This is a genomic window from Klebsiella sp. MISC125, assembly GCF_051131775.1.
GTDB lineage: Bacteria > Pseudomonadota > Gammaproteobacteria > Enterobacterales > Enterobacteriaceae > Klebsiella.
The window spans coordinates 2,711,318-2,730,438 of record NZ_CP180448.1; the positions used below are offsets into that span (position 1 = coordinate 2,711,318).

General features: G+C 49.8%; 16 protein-coding genes. 13 read left to right on the plus strand and 3 right to left on the minus strand.

Annotated elements, in window-relative coordinates; translation table 11 throughout:
- The first annotated feature begins 4 nt into the window (after window positions 1–4).
- Together ACMYSL_RS12845 and ACMYSL_RS12850 are read left to right on the plus strand one after the other, a co-directional pair.
- Window positions 5–1,774: an ABC transporter permease gene (locus ACMYSL_RS12845; protein ID WP_182239254.1), complete on the plus strand. Its 1,770-nt coding sequence runs from the start codon at window positions 5–7 to the stop codon at window positions 1,772–1,774.
- Window positions 1,767–2,837, plus strand: coding sequence for an ABC transporter ATP-binding protein (locus ACMYSL_RS12850; protein ID WP_182239252.1), 1,071 nt, complete (start codon window positions 1,767–1,769; stop codon window positions 2,835–2,837). Before ACMYSL_RS12845 ends, ACMYSL_RS12850 begins: the two co-directional genes overlap by 8 nt.
- Before the next feature lie 375 nt (window positions 2,838–3,212).
- On the opposite strand, the gene ACMYSL_RS12855 is transcribed toward ACMYSL_RS12850, so the two are convergent.
- Window positions 3,213–3,383, minus strand: coding sequence for a YnfU family zinc-binding protein (locus ACMYSL_RS12855; protein ID WP_220022285.1), 171 nt, complete (start codon window positions 3,381–3,383; stop codon window positions 3,213–3,215).
- Between the two features lie 493 nt (window positions 3,384–3,876).
- Between ACMYSL_RS12855 and ACMYSL_RS12860 the strand changes: the two genes are divergently transcribed.
- From ACMYSL_RS12860 to ACMYSL_RS12875, 4 genes are all read left to right on the plus strand, one after another.
- Complete coding sequence (locus ACMYSL_RS12860; protein ID WP_182240800.1) at window positions 3,877–5,064, plus strand: trans-sulfuration enzyme family protein; 1,188 nt, start codon at window positions 3,877–3,879, stop codon at window positions 5,062–5,064.
- On the plus strand, window positions 5,057–6,475 hold the full coding sequence (locus ACMYSL_RS12865) for a Na+/H+ antiporter NhaC family protein (RefSeq protein WP_182239250.1): 1,419 nt from the start codon (window positions 5,057–5,059) through the stop codon (window positions 6,473–6,475). The genes ACMYSL_RS12860 and ACMYSL_RS12865 overlap by 8 nt, the downstream gene beginning before the upstream one ends.
- Before the next feature lie 26 nt (window positions 6,476–6,501).
- A complete protein-coding gene (locus ACMYSL_RS12870) occupies window positions 6,502–6,888 on the plus strand; it encodes a RidA family protein (protein WP_181485972.1) in 387 nt (128 codons plus the stop codon).
- A 64-nt stretch (window positions 6,889–6,952) separates the two neighbouring features.
- Window positions 6,953–7,945 (plus strand): D-cysteine desulfhydrase, encoded by a 993-nt coding sequence (locus tag ACMYSL_RS12875; protein ID WP_434663301.1) that lies wholly within the window; start codon window positions 6,953–6,955, stop codon window positions 7,943–7,945.
- 173 nt (window positions 7,946–8,118) lie between these two features.
- Here ACMYSL_RS12875 and ACMYSL_RS12880 read toward each other — a convergent pair whose 3' ends face one another.
- Complete coding sequence (locus ACMYSL_RS12880; protein WP_434663304.1) at window positions 8,119–9,429, minus strand: serine dehydratase subunit alpha family protein; 1,311 nt, start codon at window positions 9,427–9,429, stop codon at window positions 8,119–8,121.
- Window positions 9,430–9,709: 280 nt separating this feature from the next.
- Window positions 9,710–9,850 carry a hypothetical protein gene (locus ACMYSL_RS12885; RefSeq protein ID WP_004102786.1) on the minus strand — a complete coding sequence of 47 codons (141 nt, stop codon included), beginning with the start codon at window positions 9,848–9,850 and terminating at the stop codon, window positions 9,710–9,712.
- Between the two features lie 415 nt (window positions 9,851–10,265).
- On the opposite strand from ACMYSL_RS12885, the gene ACMYSL_RS12890 reads away from it, so the two are divergent.
- The 7 genes from ACMYSL_RS12890 to ACMYSL_RS12920 all read left to right on the plus strand — a co-directional run bounded on the left by ACMYSL_RS12890 (window position 10,266) and on the right by ACMYSL_RS12920 (window position 19,078).
- Window positions 10,266–11,177: a DUF535 family protein gene (locus ACMYSL_RS12890; protein ID WP_434663307.1), complete on the plus strand. Its 912-nt coding sequence runs from the start codon at window positions 10,266–10,268 to the stop codon at window positions 11,175–11,177.
- Between the two features lie 805 nt (window positions 11,178–11,982).
- Window positions 11,983–12,774, plus strand: a complete 792-nt coding sequence (locus tag ACMYSL_RS12895; protein ID WP_434663310.1) for an SDR family NAD(P)-dependent oxidoreductase — start codon at window positions 11,983–11,985, stop codon at window positions 12,772–12,774.
- Window positions 12,775–12,790: 16 nt separating this feature from the next.
- The gene (locus ACMYSL_RS12900) at window positions 12,791–13,069 is read left to right on the plus strand and encodes a hypothetical protein (protein ID WP_434663312.1); all 279 of its coding nucleotides are present in this window, start codon (window positions 12,791–12,793) and stop codon (window positions 13,067–13,069) included.
- Between the two features lie 30 nt (window positions 13,070–13,099).
- The gene (locus ACMYSL_RS12905; RefSeq protein ID WP_434663315.1) at window positions 13,100–13,732 is read left to right on the plus strand and encodes a sugar phosphate isomerase/epimerase family protein; all 633 of its coding nucleotides are present in this window, start codon (window positions 13,100–13,102) and stop codon (window positions 13,730–13,732) included.
- Between the two features lie 83 nt (window positions 13,733–13,815).
- Window positions 13,816–15,249 (plus strand): sugar porter family MFS transporter, encoded by a 1,434-nt coding sequence (locus ACMYSL_RS12910; RefSeq protein WP_434663318.1) that lies wholly within the window; start codon window positions 13,816–13,818, stop codon window positions 15,247–15,249.
- A 148-nt stretch (window positions 15,250–15,397) separates the two neighbouring features.
- On the plus strand, window positions 15,398–16,270 hold the full coding sequence (locus ACMYSL_RS12915; RefSeq protein WP_434663320.1) for an AraC family transcriptional regulator: 873 nt from the start codon (window positions 15,398–15,400) through the stop codon (window positions 16,268–16,270).
- A 402-nt stretch (window positions 16,271–16,672) separates the two neighbouring features.
- A complete protein-coding gene (locus ACMYSL_RS12920) occupies window positions 16,673–19,078 on the plus strand; it encodes a membrane-bound PQQ-dependent dehydrogenase, glucose/quinate/shikimate family (protein WP_434663322.1) in 2,406 nt (801 codons plus the stop codon).
- Window positions 19,079–19,121 lie beyond the last annotated feature (43 nt).

Below are 19,121 nucleotides of genomic sequence, written 5' to 3' on the forward strand. Positions count from 1 at the left end.
TTTGATGAATATATTGCGCCGAAAATGGCAGGGGCTGCCGCGCGGCATCGTCGTATTGATTACGGCACTGGCGATTTATGTCCCGCTGTTATTTATCGTGGTACAGAGTTTTCTTTCAGCCCCATTTTTTGCACGCTCGAAAGAATTCAGCCTCGAAGCTTTTGAATTTATCTTCACCGACCCGGATTTTTATCTGGCGCTGAAGTCCGGTTTTATTCTCGCCTTTGGCCTGGTGATCATCGCGATCCCGCTTGGCGGGATCCTGGCTTTTTTAATGGTGCGCACCGATTTGCCCGGACGACGGCTTATTGAACCGCTGATTCTGGTGCCTATTTTCGTTTCACCGATGGTGCTGGGCTTTGGTTACGTGGTGGCGGCCGGGCCGGTGGGCTTCTTCTCACAGTGGGCCGAACGACTGATAGGCTTCGTGCCGTGGAATATCTACTCCATGTTCAGCATCGTCGTGATCGCCGGGCTGACTCACGTTCCCCATGCTTATCTCTATATCTCTTCGGCGCTGCGCAGCGTTGGGTCGGATGTGGAGGAGGCCGCGCGGACGGTTGGCGCATCGCCGTTACAGGTGATGACCTCGGTGAGCCTGCCGATGGTGCGTCCGTCAATTCTCTACGCCTGCGTACTGCTATTTTTCCTCGGTCTGGAAGTGTTCGGCCTGATGCTGGTGTTGGGCGATCCGGAAGGCAACATGGTGCTGGCGACCTATCTTTATAAGCTCACCAACAAGCTGGGAACGCCTTCTTACCACCTGATGGCAGCGGTGGCGGTGGTGCTCATTTGCATCACCATTCCGCTGGTGATGCTGCAGCGCCGCCTGATGCGAACCGCTAACCGCTTCGTCACCATGAAGGGGAAAGCCTCGCAGGCCCGCGCGCTTCCGCTGGGAAAATGGCGTTGGGTCGCCGGGATTGTGGTGGTGGCGTGGTTGACGGTGACCATCGGCGTGCCGCTGATTGGCGTTGCGCTACGGGCGTTTATTTCGAACTGGGGTCTGGGCGTTTCGCTGTGGGACGAGCTGTCGCTGGCGACGTTCCGCAATATCTGGCAGCAGCCGAACCTGCTGCGCGCCATCGTTAACTCAATGGCGATTGGCGTGATTGGCGGGGCGCTGGCGGTGGTCTGCTACCTGTTCGTTGGTATTGCGATGCACCGTAAGCCGGACAACGTGACGCGCTTTCTCGACTACAGCGTGCTGGTGCCACGCGCGGTGCCGGGCCTGCTGGCCGGACTGGCGTTTCTGTGGGTATTTTTGTTTCTGCCGATGTGGTTGGATCAGTCGCTGAAAAACGGTTGGCTCTCCGTGCTGCCGGTCGCCGACTGGCTGCGCGAACATCTGATTGTCCAATTGCGCGCGTTGCGTAATACCATTTTCAGCGTCTGGCTGGCCTATACCGTGGTGTGGATGGCCTACGGGCTGCGCCTGATCTCCTCGACGTTGCTGCAGGTGGCTCCGGAGCTGGAGGAGGCCGCGCGCAGTACTGGTGCATCGCGCGGGCAGATTACCCGTCATGTTACGGTACCGCTCTCGCGTTACGGCCTGATCGGCTCCTGGCTGCTGATGTTTCTGATCTTCGAGCGAGAATATTCTACCGGGGTCTATCTGCTCTCGCCGGGAACCGAAACCATCGGCTCAATGCTGGTGTCGCTGTGGGCGGCGGGGGCTATCGATATCGTTGCCGCACTCTCTTTTATTAATATCCTGCTGGTGGTCGTCGGTCTGGGTATCGCCCTGCGCTTTGGAGTGAAATTACATGATTGAATTATCGGTAGAAAATCTGCACTTGACCTACGGCGATAATCCGGTGCTGAAAGGTGTGTCAATGGAGCTTAAGCGGGGAGAGGTGGTCTCGTTGCTCGGGCCATCGGGTAGTGGTAAAACCACGCTGCTGCGGGCGGTCGCCGGCCTGGAGAAGCCGACCAGTGGGATGATTACCATTGGCAAAACCCGGGTGTATGACGGCAATCCACGCAGCGAAATCCCGGCGGAGGAGCGCAATCTGGGGCTGGTGTTTCAGTCCTACGCGCTGTGGCCGCATAAGACGGTGTTTGAAAATGTTGCCTATCCGCTGAAGCTGCGCAAGGTGGCGAATGAAGAGATAAAACAGCGGGTGCAGGCGGTGCTTGATCAGTTGGGGCTCGGCCATCTCGGCAATCGCCATCCGCATCAGCTCTCCGGTGGTCAGCAGCAGCGCGTGGCGATAGGCCGGGCGCTGGTGTACAACCCGCCGGTGATCCTGCTGGATGAACCTCTGTCGAATCTCGACGCCAAGCTGCGTGAAGAGGCGCGGGTTTTCCTGCGCGAACTGATTGTGAAGCTGGGGCTGTCGGCGCTGATGGTCACTCACGATCAGAATGAGGCGATGGCGATTTCCGATCGCATTTTGCTGCTTAATAACGGGGTGATTGAGCAGCAGGGGACGCCGCAGGAGATGTACGGTAACCCGACAACGTTATTCGCCGCCGAGTTTATGGGCAGCAACAACCGTCTGCATGGCAAAATTACCGATCTTGAGAACGGTCGGGCACGAATTGAAGGGGCCAGCTGGGCGCTGTGGGGGATGGCGGGAGAGGGCGTCAGGGTGGGTGAGGAGGCGACGGCGGTGATCCGTGTTGAACGCTTACGCCTGGCGTCATCGCCCGATGACAATATGCTGGCGCTGCCGCTGCTGACCAGCATGTATCTCGGCGATCGTTGGGAGTATCTGTTCCGCACTAAAGGCGATGATTTTGCCATTCGCGCCTACGGCAGCGCCCTGCGCGATGCCGATCATTGTCATCTCTCGCTGCCCGTTAATGATTTATGGATTTTCCCTAAGGGCTGAGAGGCTTAAATGCTGATCTCAGGAGGGACAGAGATGTTTCCTGCTAACCCTTATCAAACCGAAATAAAACCCGCGCTTGCGGGTTTCAGATTGCTGACAAAGTGCACCTGGCTGGAATTGCCCGGTGGCGGCTAGCGCCTTACCGGGCCTACGAAAAACGCACAATTTATTGATATTTTGGGTTTTGTAGGCCGGGCAAGGCGTCAGCCGCCGCCCGGCAGAAACGCGAGCACAATCTTTTAAACCTGGTTTATCATCAGTCTCAAACCCGCGCTTGCGGGTTTTCTCTTTGCCAAAATAGCGTAAAAAGCGTCATCTGTGTTGTCTGACTATTGCTCAATCACGCGTCTTGATCGGTAGTTGGCAAGGGATAAATTAAGCGGCGGTTCTTGCTGAAGACTGGAAAAGTTTATGGCAGTAGGGGCAAATGAGTTGAGCACCTTTTTGTACTCGGCTGAAGCTGTGTTCTGAATCCTGGGAGCAGTTAGGGCAGTTGCATTTTACGAGATAATTACGGCGAGTTTTAGAGTCTTTGCGTTCTGACATATGATATTTCCTGATCTATGGGGTTAAGACCATACCTCATTTGCACGTAGATAGCTCTAACTGATTCTCTGACGCAACGGTGGTTTCATTCGATTGTGCGGCTTGCGCTGTGATCAATTGATGACAGAAATAGTTTTTACGTACAGGACGTTGCAAAAGAGTAAAATTTCCCCCAATTTTTTGTGATTTATATCACCCTTTAAAATAGACGTGTTATTTATCAGGGTGTTAGTGATATCATGTGTTTGCGATCAGAGAACAATTTTCTCCATATTCGTCTGATTAGAGGGAAAATAGGTAAGATTTTCTTCCCCGCCTAATATACATTTTAACTGTGGTTGAAGGATGCAAATCACTATGTTGATGATGAAATGGCCATCTATTATCTGGCCATTAAACGAAGTTTTGGCTGCTGTTTTATACGCCGACTTTGCTAACCAAAAAAATATAAGCTCACGATATTTTATGACTAATAATAGTTTGAGTGTACCCTATGAAAAATAGAACTATAGATATTGCAACCCTGGCTGTTCATGCTGGAAATCAATCCGATCCGGTAAACAACGCTATATTTACCCCGATTGTGACCGCCAGCTCTTTTATTCAACCTAATCTTTATGAAGGCGGCGATTTTTGCTATTCCCGCGTTTCTAACCCAACACGCACAGCTTATGAGTCAGCGCTCGCGGAACTGGAAGCAGGCATTTATGCTACCGCCACCGCGTCTGGAATGGCGGCAACGAACATTGTTATGGAGTTACTGCCGAAGGATGCGCATATTATCGCGATGAAAGGCGTATATGGCGGCACCTGGCGACTGTTTGAAAAACTGAAAACATTAACTACCGGGGCGACTATTTCCTATGTCGACCTTAATGATGAGGTGAGCCTGGTTAATAGTATTCAAGAGAATACGGCTTTAATCTGGATCGAAACGCCGACCAATCCACTACTTGAGTTGGTTGATATTGATAAGGTTTGTCGCATTGCCAAAGAACACGCAATCCTCACCTGTGTCGATAATACTTTTGCCAGCGCCTGGAATCATAAACCGCTCGAGATGGGGGCGGATATGGTAATGCTCTCCACCAGTAAATATATCGGGGGACACTCAGATTTAATTGGCGGTGCGGTGATCACCAATAATGAAGCATTAGCAGGACGGCTCGACTTTATCAAAACCACTATCGGCTCAATTGCTTCGCCTTTTGATGCCTATCTCGCACTACGTGGCATGAAAACGCTGGATCTGCGCATGGAACGTCAGTGCAGTAACGCGTTGCGAATTGCAGAATATCTCGAAAACCACCCGGCGATTGCCAGTGTTTATTACCCAGGCCTGCCGTCACACCCGCAATACCCGCTATGTAAGAAGCAAATGCGTTCAGGCGGCGCGGTAGTGACGGCGACCTTAAAAGGCGACATTCAGAGCCTGAAGCAATTTATCAGTGGTCTGCATTATTTTGTGCTGGCGGAGTCGCTGGGCGGCGTGGAGAGCATGATTAATCATTCGGCCTCCATGTCGCATGGGGCGATGTCAAAAGAAGAGCGCGAGGCTATTGGCGTTTATGACACCACGCTGCGTTTTTCCGTCGGCATTGAACATGTTGATGACTTAATTCAGGACCTGGACATCGCCTTCGCCGGTATGGACATCAAACAGGATAACCATCATGCATGACTATGGCATCTGGACGATCATTACTCCGCTGGTCACCATTATTCTGGCAATCCTGACCCGCCAGGTGATCCTCTCACTGCTGACCGGTATTTTTGTCGGCTATGCGGTGATTAACCACAGTATTATTCAAGGCGTTGGCGGTACCCTGAACGGGATTATCGAAACCTTTGCGTCCGCAGGTAATGCGCGAACGATTATTTTTATGGTGATGATCGGCGGCATTATGCGGCTGATCGTCGTCACCGGCGGCGTGCGCAAACTGGTGCAATTTCTCTCGGAGAAAAACGATTTTGTCACCAATAAGAAGTCGGTTCAGCTGCTGGCGATGGTGGTCACATCGTTAATTTTTATCGAAAGTTCGATTAACCAGCTTATTGCCGGTGCCTCGACTAAAAACCTTGCCCGGCGCTATAAAGTCTCGCCGGAAAAGATGTCCTATATTATCCAGACGTCCTGCGTCTCGGTCTGTTCATCGGTGATGATCAATGGCTGGGGGGCGGCAATGATGGGGGTTATCGGCGTACAGATTGCGCAGGGCTATCTGACCGGTGAGCCTTTTGAAGTGCTGGCCAGCTCAATGGTCTGGAATACGATGGCCTGGTTTTCATTAGCCTCGGTACTCTTTTACATCCTCTCCGGCTGTAGCTGGGGACCCATGAAAAAGGCGGAAGTGAAGTTTGAAACCACCCTGACGGAAATAGAGCAGGATCAGGGGGAAGATGAAGCGGACCCGGTTATTGATCACCCGGCATGTAATTCAATGCTTAACTTCTTTATTCCGATTCTATCCACCGTATTAATGGTGCCAGTGGTGCTGTATATCACCGGTGATGGACAATTTTCCAAAGGCAGTGGTTCCATGTCGGTCTATTCCGGCGTGATGTTCGGTACCGTGGTCTCTTTTGTCTGGTTCAGAGTGCGCGGCATTCTCAACGTTGAGAACTTTTTCAAAGAGCTGTATATCGGCTATGCCAGCATGGTCAAAATTAGCTCAATTATGATTCTGGCCTTCCTGATGGGGCATATTTCGGCGGAGCTGAACACCGGGCAGTATATTGCCTCGATTACCTCCGGCGTTATTCCATCCGGTTTCTCGATTGGCTTTATCTTCCTGATTGCAGCGGTAATGTCGCTGGCGACGGGCACCTCCTGGGGAACCTTCGCGATTATGATCCCGATTGGCGTTCAACTGGGCGTGTCATTAGGTATTGATCCGCACTTTATGATCGGCGCGGCTATTTCCGGTTCAATTTTCGGCGACATGACTTCACCTATCTCCAGTGACGCTATCGTCGCATCGATGGCGACCAACTGCGACCACATTGAACATATCCGTACCCAGATGCCTTATGCGCTGGTGACGGGAGGTCTGGCGCTAATTGTCTATTTAATTGTTGGGTTTACCCTCTAACACTAAACATGATTTAAGGATTGACGATGACTAAGATTATTACGACTGAACAGGCTCCGGAAGCGATTGGCCCTTATATTCAGGGGGCGCGAACCGGTAATTTCATTTTTACTTCGGGTCAGTTGCCGATTAATCCGCAAACCGGAAATATTCCTGAGTGCGCTGAAGGTCAAACCCGCCAGAGCCTGGAGAATGTTCAGGCGATTATCGAGGCCGGTGGGCTTACGGTTGGTGATATTTGCAAGGTCACTATTTTTGTCAAAGACCTGAACGAGTTTGCCGCGATTAATAATGCCTATGCTGAATTTTTCACTCAGCGCAATGCCTCTTTCCCGGCGCGTTCTTGCGTGGAAGTCGCCCGGTTGCCAAAAGACGTCAAAGTAGAAATTGAGGCCGTGGCCTCTCAGAGCTAATCGAGCATCAATAAGACTCTACGGCGGCTGATGGCCGCCGTTTTTTTGAGAAAGGAAAGCGTCTATGTCCGTAAAAGAGTTTTTGAATACGTTACCGCGCGTAGAGTTGGTCGGTGGCGTTACGCCTGTTCAGCATCTGAAGCGCCTGTCGGAATATTTGCAGCGCGATATCTATATTAAACGCGATGATGTTTCGCACCTTGGCATGGGCGGCAACAAGCTCAGAAAACTGGAGTTTCTGGCGGCAGATGCCATTAGCAAAGGTTGCGACACGTTGGTGACTGCCGGGGCGATTCAATCCAATCATGTACGCCAGACCGCAGCAGTGGCGGCGCATCTGGGGCTAAAATGCGTGGCGCTGCTCGAAAACCCGATTCAAACCACAGAATCCAACTATCTCTACAACGGTAACCATCTGTTGTTTAGTCTGATGGGCTGCCAGGTTGAAATGGTTGATGAGCTTAATGACCCGGATGCGCAGTTGCAGGCGCTTAGCGACCAGCTTTCGGCAAAAGGTGCGAAACCCTATATCGTTCCCGTTGGCGGCTCGAATGCGCTGGGTTCATTGGGCTACGTTGATTGCGCTTTAGAAATCGTTGAACAGTGCGACCAGCTGAGCCTCAATGTTCAATCCGTCGTGGTGCCATCAGGGAGCGCGGGGACGCATGCCGGGCTGGCGGTGGGTTTTGCTCACAGCCAGCCTGATATGGAGGTCGTAGGGGTCACGGTTTCTCGCCTGGTTGGCGATCAGCAGCCTAAGGTTGAGAAGCTGCAGCGCGAGTTATCCGCTATGTTGAAGATCGAGTCACTGTCGCCGTTGACGCTATGGGATGAGTATTTCGCACCGCGTTACGGGATGCCGAATACTGAGGGGATGCACGCGGTGGAGTTGCTGGCGCGGCTGGAAGGGATCATGTTAGATCCTGTTTATACCGGCAAGGCAATGGCTGGTTTGATTGATGGCGTGAAAAGGTCGCGGTTCGCCGGTAACGGGCCGGTGATGTTTATTCATACCGGCGGTGCCCCGGCGCTGTTTGCCTATCATCCTCACGTTTAGCCAGCATTTTAAACATGAGTTCGAACCACCCTGATGCCTACGGGCCAGGGTGGTTTTTTTACGTTAGAGCCTGGGGAGATATAACGGCAGAGGGGGCTTTTTTGCCGGGCGGCGGCTGACGCCTTGCCCGGCCTACAAAATCTTATACGTTACCGTTGGTCTGTGTGGGGGGACTAATAACGCTTATGCGCCATGATTTCGATGATTTGCCGGTCGGTATGCTGCATGGCGCGTCCGGCGATATCACAAAGATTGCGGATGGAATTTTCCACGTCGCGCTCAACAATTCCGTCATTCCCCGAGACCACCGAGTTATCCAGCGCCAGCAAAATGGCTTTCCAGGCAGAAGAGATACTGGTCGATACTTTCATTGAACAACTGCTGGAAGCGCCATCGCAAATCATGCCGCTGACGTCGCCAATCATGTTATTCACTGCCATGGCGATGTTGTCAAAGTTACCGTCCATTAACCAGATAATCCCCGCCGCAGCACCCATACCGGCGGTGGTGGTCGCGCACAGCGCCGACAGCCTCGGGAGTTTGCAATGGATATAGATAGCCACCAGATGTGAAAGCGCCAGCGCGCGGGCCAACTGCTGCGGGCTGGCATTGAGACGCTCTGCTGCCACCACCACCGGCATGGTGGCGGTGATCCCCTGGTTGCCGGAGCCGGAATTTGTCATTGCCGGTAGCGTCGCGCCGCCCATTCTTGCATCTGAAGCGGCGCTGGTTCGGTAGAGGATCTCGGTAAAAATGTCGTCGGAAACGAGGCCCTTATCGACCTGGCGTTTGAGCGTTGGGCCGATGTGCAAGCCCCAGTCTTTAGACAGACCTTTCTTCGACAGGGCGTTGTTCATTGAGCCGGCGTCGAGAATAAAGTCGAGCTCTTCGCAAGGAACGACGCTAATGAAGTCATAAATGTCGCGCAGTGAACTGTGGGCGAGCTGTTCCAGCGGATTGATGATGTCGTCACTGACCTGGCTTTCGTCTTTGATAAACAAAGGCTGACCCATTTTTTCAATCGAAACTACGTTGGTGTGGTCGCCAACAATGGTGACCGTAGCGTGCTGATCCCCGGCGTAGACCCTGGCGCGAACGTAGAGTATTTCATCACAGGGATCCTGCAATACCACGCGCACGGCTCCGACTTCTAATAACGCTCTGGCGGCATCAATTTCCCGTTGGGTGGCTCTTTTCAGCACTTCGAGCTTCGCCTGAGGATCGCCGGCGATAGCGCCCAGGGCGGCCGCAATGGGCAGACCGGTCATTCCGGTACCTGGGATAGTCACGCCCATACCATTTTTCATTAAATTCGGTGATACCGCAGCTTCGATACGCACAATCGCGCCGGACAGCTGCTGCGCCGCGACGGCGCATGCGAGGGCGACCGAGACCGGTTCGGTGCAGCCTAAAGCGGGTTTAACTTCCTGTTTCAGAGCATTAATGAAGATATTCCATTTAACGCGGCTTTCCCGGTGTGACATGACTGAGCCTCTGGGTCGGTACAGAAAAGTGAGAGTCGAGCGATGGCGTGATTTCTCGACGTTGATGTGCGCCTGTGGGCCGCGTTTGTCAATGCGACCGGCAGGAACGATAGTGGGAATATTAGCGCACTCGGCAGAGAAAAAAGTTGCTAGTTAAGTCTGTAAAACAGAGGATTCGGAGGAAATTTTTCTTCTTATTGGCGAACAATAGAAGTTTTTTTACCGTGTCCGATCGGCGATAGGGGAGATAAAAAAACCGGCAGGGCTGCCGGTTTTGCAATTAGATTTTGCAGGCATCGCCGCAGTCGTCGTCGGCAACGATTGCCTGGGCTTTTTTGTCAGCATCTTCAAGGCGTTCAGCGTTACGTTCTTGCGCTTCTTCCAGGCCGCTAAAAACCAGGTTGTCGAGATCAATTTCCATGAGTTACCCATTTAAGTTCAGTTTTGACCGTAAGCAAGTATAGGTAAATCGGTCAGCGGATGCACCCGGCATGAGAGTGGACAGCACATACCGGTAAGCGCTGGCGCTATTTGATGCGGTTTCAACGGATAAAATAGTAGGACGATCGCCAATGATAATTGATAACCAGATATCAATTATTAGAATACTATACTCTAAATAATTCGAGTTGCAGGAAGGCGGCAAGGGAGCGAATCCCCAGGAGCTTACTAAAGTAAGTGACTGGGGTGAGTGAGCGCAGCCAACGCACATGCAGCTTGAAGTATGACGGGTATTTTTATTAAACGAAACGACAACGAATGTTGGTTTAAACATTGACTTGCGGGGATTATGTTAATATCGCTGCGGTTATGGATGTATCTATGGATCTTAGTCAATGGTATCGACAACAGCAGTAGCCGCCATCAAAGAATGGCGGAAAAATAATAAAGTCATTTGTCATGTTAAACTCAAATATAAAAAGGTATTACGTAAATGCAGAGAGATACCTTTAACCGGAGGTAAATACAAGGAGTATCAGGCTCTATGTGAAAAATACGCTTGTTCTAAATTAACCGGTGCAACGCAGGGGCTGGTTAGCTTTGAGGATAAACCTTTTAAAGCTTATCTAAACAAGAAAATGTCAAAAAGGGCGAAGCTCGACATCGCTTATGGTGCTTTGAATTTTATAGAGAAAACCTTCCGCCCTGAGGTATTGCCGCAGCTGTATGATGTGGCGGCGTTTGGTCGTTCGATGATCGCCATTCCCCTGAAAAACGGATCCAGTATTGAAGTGAAGCTGCTGGCGTCGCCTTTTCAGGAAGAAGGGGAACTGATGCTATTAATGTTCCTGGACGATAAACGCGTTTACAGCATCTGTTTTTCCTGTACCGAAGATGGCCGTGCCTATATCGGCGGTATCCAGGGAGGGAAAGATATTGATAATGAAGAGGTCAAAGTACTGACCAAAGAACTTTATGGTACTCGACCGAAAAATTTAATTATCACTCTGCTGTACGGTTTTTTAGCTCATTATAATATCAACGACATTTATGCTATCGACAGCCATTACCATGTTAAGTGTGACAGAGTAAAAACCAGCTATTCTGAGCTGTGGCTGGAAATAGGCGGCGTGAAGCATCATCGCGGCTGGTATAAATTACCGCCGACTGAGATAAAGAAAAGCCTGGAAGAGGTCAAGAGCAAGCATCGTAGTCAGTTTATCAAGCGAGAAGGCTTGAAAGAGCTGGCGCAGATGGATCTTGCCACTTCACTACGCGAGATTGGCGTGAACCACAACGTCGGTTAATCGTAGGAAATTGATTGCTTGCCGGCAATTAGAGTGTAAAGCAGAATTTAACATCAAAGGCATCTTATCTTCCTGGAAATCCGCGATTATAAAATGCCTATATTAAAACAGAATTTGCTGAAGACGTGGGACGCAATTTCGCTAGAGTATGAAATCTTGCTGTATTTTCAGTTTTACATCAGTAAAAGGGGCCTTTGGGTACAATAGATTGAGTTGGTGTAATATGCCATCCGTTATGATGTGTAATCCCTTAAGCTCTATCCCTGATTCCGGATATTGTCAACAGGAAAAGAAGGGGACGATTAGGTTGATATGCGAAATGGAAACAAACCACTCAATATACATGGTTTTAGGTAACTCTTTAATTTTTATACCATTATGAATGGCTTCATTGCGATTTGAGGTTATCACAGGCTCATCAGCAATAATTTTATCGCTGAATTCAATTCCATTTTAACCGCTCATTTCGTCAGTACTCATATGTTAAATAAACAGTCGGCATTCATTCGCGGAGTATTAAAACTTGCGCATTGAACATGTGAATCGCTAAATGATATTCTTGCGAGCGCGCTAAGTTAATAATTTCAAGTGTCATTTTTTGCTTTAAGGTGATGCTTATCACTTAATTTGCTTAACTTAGTGGTTTTTAATATTTAGTTGTGAAGTTCTTCTCATTTCTATTCTTGTTAATTGACGCAACGCTTTTTTCTGCATTATTTATATCTCATAAGTTAATTGCAGTGACGCAAAACTAAGATTGCGACTAACTCAAGTGTTATTTTCAATTATTTAAGTGAGAATCAGTATGAACAATAAAGATTTGACCGGAAAAGTATGTGTCGTAACAGGAGCCGCACGTGGTATCGGTAAAGCTGTAGCGATTAAATACGCTGCATGTGGTGCCGATGTTGTATTAATTGATTTAGATAAAGAAGCGATTGAGCGGGTGGCCCATGAGGTTGAGTCTTATGGCGTTAGCGTTTTGCCACTGGCTGTCAATGTTGCATCAGCCGCAGAGCTGAATGCTGCTTTTTTGAAAATTGAAGCAAAATATAAAAAAGTAGACGTTCTGGCTAACTGTGCTGGGATTTCAGTCTCTAAATTACTTAAAGATTTGACAGAGGATGAGTGGCAACGCGTATTTAATGTCAACCTCAAATCTATTTTTTTACTCAGTACCATGGTCGCCAGGAACATGATCGAACAGGGTGTGAAGAATGGCAAGATCGTTTCTGTTTCCTCCCAGGCGTCCAAAATAGGGGAGGTTGGTAATGGTCCATACTGTGCTTCTAAAGCAGGATTAAATGCTTTAACTCAGGTTCATGCTCTGGAATTGGCGGAGTACGGTATCTCCGTGAATAGCGTTTGCCCCGGTTATGTTGATACCGAAATGCTACGTGAGGTTTTACAAAAAAGAAGTCTTGTAGAGGGTAAGTCTCCGGATGAATATGAGAAACAGCTTATGGCTCAGGTGCCGATGCAGCGTTTGGCTAAAGCAGAAGAGATCGCCGAGTTTATGTTATTTCTCAGCAGCGATGGGGCGAATTATATCACCGGAACATCGATGACTATTGCTGGTGGAAAAACGATTATTTAATTTTAACGGAGGTGCTATGAAATTAGGTTTAGTTACCGATTGTCTCGGTTATATACCATTTAATGAAATGGTGAAAACGGCTGCGGGATTGGGTTTTCAGACATTAGAACTGGCTACCGGGAACTGGTCCCAGGCACCGCATCTCAATCTGGAAAAATTATTATCCAGCGCTGTCGCGCGCGAAGAAATGCGTACGGTTTTGGAAGAACATCAGATAAGCATCTGCGCTCTGAACTGTTCAGGCAACCAGTTGGCTCCGGGGGAAACCGGCAGACGGCACCATGATGTGGTGTAAAAAACGTTCCGTCTGGCTGAGCTTCTTGATGTGAAAGAGATCGTGATGATGTCAGGGCTACCGGGGGGCGGTCCTGAAGAAACGACGCCTAACTGGATAACAACCTGTTGGCCGTTAGAGAATATGCAAATTCTTGAATGGCAATGGAACGATGTAGCCTTACCGTATTGGCAACGTATGGTTAAACAAGCATCTGAACATGGGATAGAAAGAATCGCCATTGAAAACCATGCTTCACACCTGGTTTATAACCCCGAAACGCTTATGAAGTTGCGTGCAGAGGTGGGAGTGATGGTGGGTATGAACTTTGATCCCAGCCATCTTCTGTGGATGGGGGGCGATCCTATTCGAGCGGCAAGATTTTTGGGGGATGCGGTTTATCATGTTCACGCCAAAGATACGCGTATAGAGCGAGGGATGGCTGAGATTAACGGCACCTTTGAAACTAAATTTTTTGACCGGACAGCGGAGCGCTCATGGAACTATGTTGGGTTGGGTCATGGGCATGATGTTTCGTGGTGGAAAGAGTTTTTCTCCGTTTTGAGTATGGGAGGATTTAAAGGCAATGTGACGTTGGAGAATGAAGATCTCACGATGGATCCACTGACTGCCTTAATGAAAGCGACCCAAGTGTTAAAAGAAGCATTACCCGTGCGTTTCTAATTTCTTATGGATTTTGCCCGGTATTAAGCAGAGAGGAAACTCTCTGCTCCGATAATTTACCCTACATATCAGGAATTATTCTTATGTTTAACCAGGCAGAACAGAGTAAGCATAAATCTTATATGCGAAAAATTATTGTCATTGCCACCTTTGGCGGATTGCTATTTGGTTATGATGTCGGGGTCATTAATGGTGCTTTACCCTATATGGCGAAAAGTCTGGGCTTAACATCATTGACCACAGGATTAATCACCAGCGCTTTATTAATGGGGGCCGCAATTGGTGGTGTATTGGGTGGAAAGCTATCTGATTATGTTGGCAGGCGGAAGAATATTATTTTTTTAGCAGTGCTTTTTTTCTTTTCAACGTTAGGATGTTCGCTTTCGCCAGATATTATTACCATGATGATTAGCCGTTTTGCCTTAGGTTTTGCCGTTGGTGGTGCATCCGTCACGGTGCCTACGTATCTGGCAGAAATGGCCCCAGCGCACAGCCGCGGGCGGATGGTGACGTGGAATGAACTAATGATCTGCGGCGGCGTGCTAATTGCGTTTGTGACCAATGCGGTTCTTGGTATTACATTAGGCGAGAATGAGCATGTCTGGCGATATATGATTTCATTAGCTATGCTTCCGGCGCTTTGCCTTTTCTTCGGGATGTTGAAGATGCCAGAAAGCCCGCGTTGGTTGGTGGCGAAAGGAAAAAATCAGCAGGCAATTGCCGTTCTGAATAAAATCCGCGACCCTTATACTGCAGAGATTGAGCTTTATAATATTCAAAAGGCAGTAGAGGAAGTCTCCGGTCGTAATAAATTCCATTGGAGTGAACTCAATACTCCCTGGGTTCGCCGTATTCTGATCATCGGCATTGCTGTAGGCGTATTTTCACAAACAACGGGTATCAATTCTATCATGTATTTTGGTACCGAGATTTTACGTGATGCGGGACTGGAAACGTCGGCTGCTTTGATTGGTAATACAGCCTTTGGTTTGATCTCTGTTTTATCAACATTTGCGGGAATTTGGTTGTTAGATAAAGTGGGTCGTCGCCCAATGATGCTTACAGGCCTAACAGGGACGACCAGCATACTCTTGCTTATTTCAGTTGCTACGTCATTGTTGGGTAATCATCCCTTGTTGCCGTATGTTGTTTTGACCCTTACCGTTATTTTTCTTGCATTTATGCAGGGTGCCATTGGTCCGGTCTTATGGGTCACTCTGTCCGAGATCTTCCCTCTGCGTATGCGTGGTGCAGGGATGGGCGTCAGCGTCTTTTTCTTCTGGATGACCAATTTTTTTATTGGTCTCACGTTCCCCATGATGCTAGAAGGATTTGGTTTATCAGGGACCTTTCTGGCCTTTGCTTGTATTGGTGTGGTGGCGATTGTCTTTATGAAAAAATTCTTTCCGGAAACGAAAGGAAAAACCCTTGAGGAGATTGAAGTCATGTTCCGTGAATATGATCATGAGGCTGCGATCGGCCGCCCTGCGGATATTGCCGGTCAAAGTCATAAATAAGGTAGATTAATAGCGCCGCGACTATAGAAAACGGGGCGATGCTGTACCCGTTTTAGAACTGGTTATTCATTGATAAGTATGGGACATTGGTTTGAGAAACGACCGGGCTTGATTCACATGATCGTATGACTAAAGGGCGCAAACAAATATGATGATGTATTGTCTTGATGAACATATTAATTACCCTGAATTTGTTTCCGGACATCTGCCACGACTCCTTTTTGTTTGTAAAACCGAAGGAGAGGAGTCGGCGATTCCCAGGGTGATGCATAAGCATAATGAGCGCATGGAGTTAATGTATATTGCTAGAGGAAGCGGGGATTATAGTATCGGAGATCGCGTCTATCTGGCGCGACAAGGGGATATCATGGTTTTTAATGAGGGTGTGGTGCATGAGGAAAGGCCGCATCTTAGTCCGGACTCTCTGATATACAGTTGCGGAATTAAGGGATTGCGTTTGGCCGGGCTTCCTGATAACCATCTTATTGATAATCTTCAGGACGCGGTAGTTTCATCCGCAGAGCAAGATACCAGTCTGAAAATGCTCTTTGAAACTTTAGCTATTCAGTGTTATCAGAAAAAATCGAACTACAGTGCCATTGCTCAGAGTCTTTTGAATGCAATAACGATTTTGTGTCGAAATTTATTTATGACGCAGGAGCGACAAATGGGGACACCGGAAATGAGCCTTGGCCTGCGCGTAAAGCGCTTTATCGATGAGCACTATATGAATAATATTAGTCTCGAAACTATGACCGACGAGATGGGGATGAATCGTTTTTATCTGAGCCATAGTTTTAAGGCTTATACCGGTCACTCACCTAAACAGTATCTTATTCGCCGTCGGATAGGGGAGGCACAATCACTTTTATTAAGCAGTGACCATAGCGTCAGCGACATTTCCGGTATGGTCGGTTACGAAAATGTACATAATTTTCATAGAATATTTAAACAAGTTGTTGGTATGCCTCCCAGCAAATATAAGCATCTATGGGGCGGTGGTACGGAGGTCATGAGATAAAGGAAGCACTTAAACCTGTATTACGTCAGAAATCGGGATTGATGCTATGCTGTCTGCTGAGTTATTTGCTGGAAAATGGCTCATGTAGTACTGGAAAAGATGATCTCGTAAACAGACTAATCTGCGCCGCCTGGATCACCACTGCGGCAAACCCCGCGCTCTCGATCTGCTGTTATAACTCCACATCCTATCAACTTACTTTTATAAATTAAAAAATTTTAAACATTTAATGCTGTATAATTTTACATAACATTTACAAATGCATATGATTTCTTACGTTCTTCGCTCTGGTCTGGAGCGTCCAACCAACATGATATGCGGTCTGTGCTTTTATCATCTCGATAAGGCACTGTTTAAAATAAATGTTTTGGTTTTTTCGACTGACGTCGTATGGGATGAAATATGGACGAACGACAAGGTAGCGGGAGAGGGATTTTCTTCACCGTCTACCGGTTACTCTTTGTACTCCTAAGCTTTGGCATAGGGCTTTTTTTCACTATCTGGGGCGGCAAACTCCTCTCTCTTGGCGGTAGCGCCTGGTATCTGCTAGCCGGTGTGGCTTATCTGCTTATCGCCGTCGGCTTTATCACCCGCAGTAAATATGTTCTCCCTTTCGCTATTCTGACTTTCCTGTTAACCCTGTGCTGGGCACTGTATGAAGTGCAGTTCAGCTACTGGGGCCTGATCCCACGCCTGGTGGTTCCGGCGCTGATGCTGATGTTGGCGCTGTGGCTAGCGACCACGCTGCCGGTGAAACGCGCTCGGGTGCGCTACGCCAACTGGAGCGCGTCGGCGATTTTCCTCGCACTGCTGGCGACGCTGGTGTCGGCGTTTTACCCGCACGGTGGCATTCATAACGGGGTGGTAAAAGCGAGCAATGACAAAACGCCAACGCTGGCGTCGAAAAGCGATAACTGGGAATTCTTTGGTCGCGATGCGTCCGGTACCCGCTTCGCGCCGTACGATGACATCACCCCGGAGAACGTCAAAAACCTGAAGGTGGCCTGGACCGCGCATACCGGACGGCGTCTTACCGGTGCCGGGATTGGCGTCGATGAAAATACTCCGCTGCAAATTGGCGACACGCTGTACTCTTGCACGCCGCTAAACGTTGTCACCGCGCTGGATGCGGATACCGGCAAACCGCGCTGGCGTTTTGACCCGCAGGCGCAGACTGCTGAACACGTGACCTGCCGCGGCGTGGGTTATTACGATGTGCAGAGCGACGATTCGCTGAGTGTGGAAGAGAAGTCCAGTCCGGCGTTGCAACAGTGCCCGCAACGTATTCTGATCTCTACCGTTGATGCACGCTTGATCGCGCTGAACGCCAAAACCGGCGAACTGTGCGATGACTTTGGCGACCACGGCAGCGTTGATCTGAAACAGGGCATGGACAATACCGAAAACAGCAAGCGCTATCACCCGACCTCAACGCCGGTGATCATGGGGCACATTGCGGTGCTTGGCGGCTGGGTGCGCGATATTGTTCACGGCGAGCCGTCTGGCGTGGTGCGCGCATTTGACGTGCGTACCGGTAAAGTGGTCTGGGCCTGGGACGTGGGCCAGCCGGAAAACATTACCGACCCGGAAAAAGGTCGTGTCTACACCCTCGAAACGCCGAACGTCTGGACGGTACCGGGTTTTGATAAAGAGCTGAACCTGATTTATCTACCAACCGGTAACGGCCCGCCAGATTACTGGGGCGGCGATCGCAACGAGGCTAAAGAGAAATACGGCTCATCCGTCGTGGCGGTGGATGCCAGCACCGGGGAGACAAAGTGGGTCTTCCAGACCGTGCATCACGATATCTGGGACTATGACCTGCCATCGCAGCCGGTGCTGTTCCATATGAAAAACGACAAGGGCGAAGAGATTCCGGTTCTGATCCAGACGACCAAAACCGGGCAGATTTACGTCCTTGATCGTCGGACGGGTAAGCCGGTGACCCGCGTGGAAGAGCTGCCTGTTGCTCACGATGGCGCAGAAGGTGAGCATCTCTCGGCGACTCAACCGTTCTCCACCGGAATGCCGCAGTTGGGCGTTGAGCCGCTGACCGAGAAATCGATGTGGGGCGTCACGCCGTTTGATCAGTTGATGTGCCGTATCGACTTCAAAGAATCGACGTATCTGGGGATGTACACTCCGCCGTCAGAGAAGCCCTATATTGAATGGCCTAGTCTGCTGGGCGGTATGAACTGGGGTGGTATCACCATCGATGAGCGCACCGGTACGCTGTTCGTCAACGACATGCGGATGCCTCTGAGAATGTCGCTGGTGCGTCAGGAGGATATGGCGAAATATAAAGTCTCCACCGACGAAGTTCCGGGCTTTATGGGCACCGTGCGTCCGCAGGTTGCCGGGCCTTACGGCGGCGTGCGGATCGACATTTTGCAATCGGCGCTGGGCGTGCCGTGCAATACGCCGCCGTTTGGCACCATGAGCGCGATTGACCTCAACACCCGTCAGTTGATGTGGCAGGTGCCGATGGGGTCGGTTGAGGATACCGGTCCTCTGGGCCTGAAAACGCACCTGCATATCCCATTGGGTATGCCAACGCTGGGTGGCCCGACTTCAACCGCTTCCGGGCTGGTGTTCTTTGCCGGGACTCAGGATAACTACCTGCGCGCGCTGGATTCCTCGACCGGTAAAGAGCTGTGGCGCGCCCGTCTGCCGGTAGGTGCCGTGGCGGCTCCGCTTATCTATAAGTCACCGAAGACCGGGAAAGAGTATGTGGTGATCTCCGCAGGCGGCGCCAGCCACTCGCCGGACGTTGGTGATGATATTATCGCTTACGCGCTGGAAGAGTAGCGCTTACCGGTTATAAATCACTGAACCACCTCATGGTGAAGTC